The organism is Colwellia meonggei, assembly GCF_057537295.1.
In genome coordinates this window covers 1-1,116 of sequence record NZ_BAAJLZ010000023.1, presented here as the reverse complement: position 1 = coordinate 1,116, position 1,116 = coordinate 1, and the positions used below count along the sequence as shown (strand labels likewise).

Annotated in this window: 1 pseudogene; it reads right to left on the bottom strand. The window is 37.8% G+C overall.

Annotated elements, in window-relative coordinates:
- Nucleotides 1–1,116: pseudogene (locus tag AC27E9_RS19150) on the bottom strand (hypothetical protein); the annotation flags it as partial.

Genomic DNA, 1,116 nt, shown 5'->3' with positions numbered 1-1,116 from the left:
TTGAATAGCGTCAATATCAGAATCGCTATAAGTTGGTAGGTAAATATTGTCTAGCCAAGCATTGCTCTCACCTGCGTTCTTGGTGAATGCCCACGTAAGTTTACGCTTCCCTGAAGGTAGCGGAAACTCATGTCGCGTATACCCAAGCTCTCCATTAATTGTGAGCTGTAATATATCGTCAATGTAAAACTCAAGCTTATCCAGCCCTGTGGTTGATTCTATTGAGCTGTAAAAAGATATTTGTTCACCACCAGTAGCATTAATTATTGTTTCAAGCTTACTCGTCGCTCCATCGGCAATGGAAGCTGAACGTATACTAAAACCACCCTGATAATTTTTTGTATTATCACTCAACCATGCATTCGTAGTTTGTGGATTCCAATAAAATGTATCGAATGGATTACTCTCAAAGCCTAACAGCGTACCTGTCGGCTTTTGGCTATTATCCTTATCACTGGTTCGAGCATTAAATTCTTGCCAAATATTAAAACCATCGTTATCAGCATCTGTTAAAACATCAGCGGTATTATTAATATTTAAAACATGAAATATTTCGAACGCATCAGGCAAACCATCATTGTCACTATCAATATTTACGTCGTTATCATCAAGTGGGTTTAAACCGTTATTTACTTCAAAAATATCAGGTAGTCCATCATTATCAGTATCAGTATTTTCAGGGTAATTAGGTGTTGCATTAATATATTCAGCAAAGTTAGAAATGCCATCATTATCAATATCGCCTGACGCATCATCTACTGTTGGATTCAAACCGTTAGATACTTCCCAGCCATCAGACATACCGTCACCATCACTATCAACCAATGAAGGATTGGTTCCTGTAGTAAACTCTTCGCCATCAGTTAAACCATCATTGTCACTATCTAATGTCATATCATGGTTTAATGTATCGAAGTGCTCTAATTCCCAAGCATCTAATATACTATCGCCGTCAACATCATTAGGATCTGGTTCGTTACTTTCAGAGGTTACTTGCAACTGCACATTATCAAGGATAAAAGTAGTTGGTGTTTCTTTTGTTCCATCACTCGCTATCGTTAATAACGCATAACTGACATCTCGGGTGTTATCTAAAGGCACATCTAGTGCTAATGA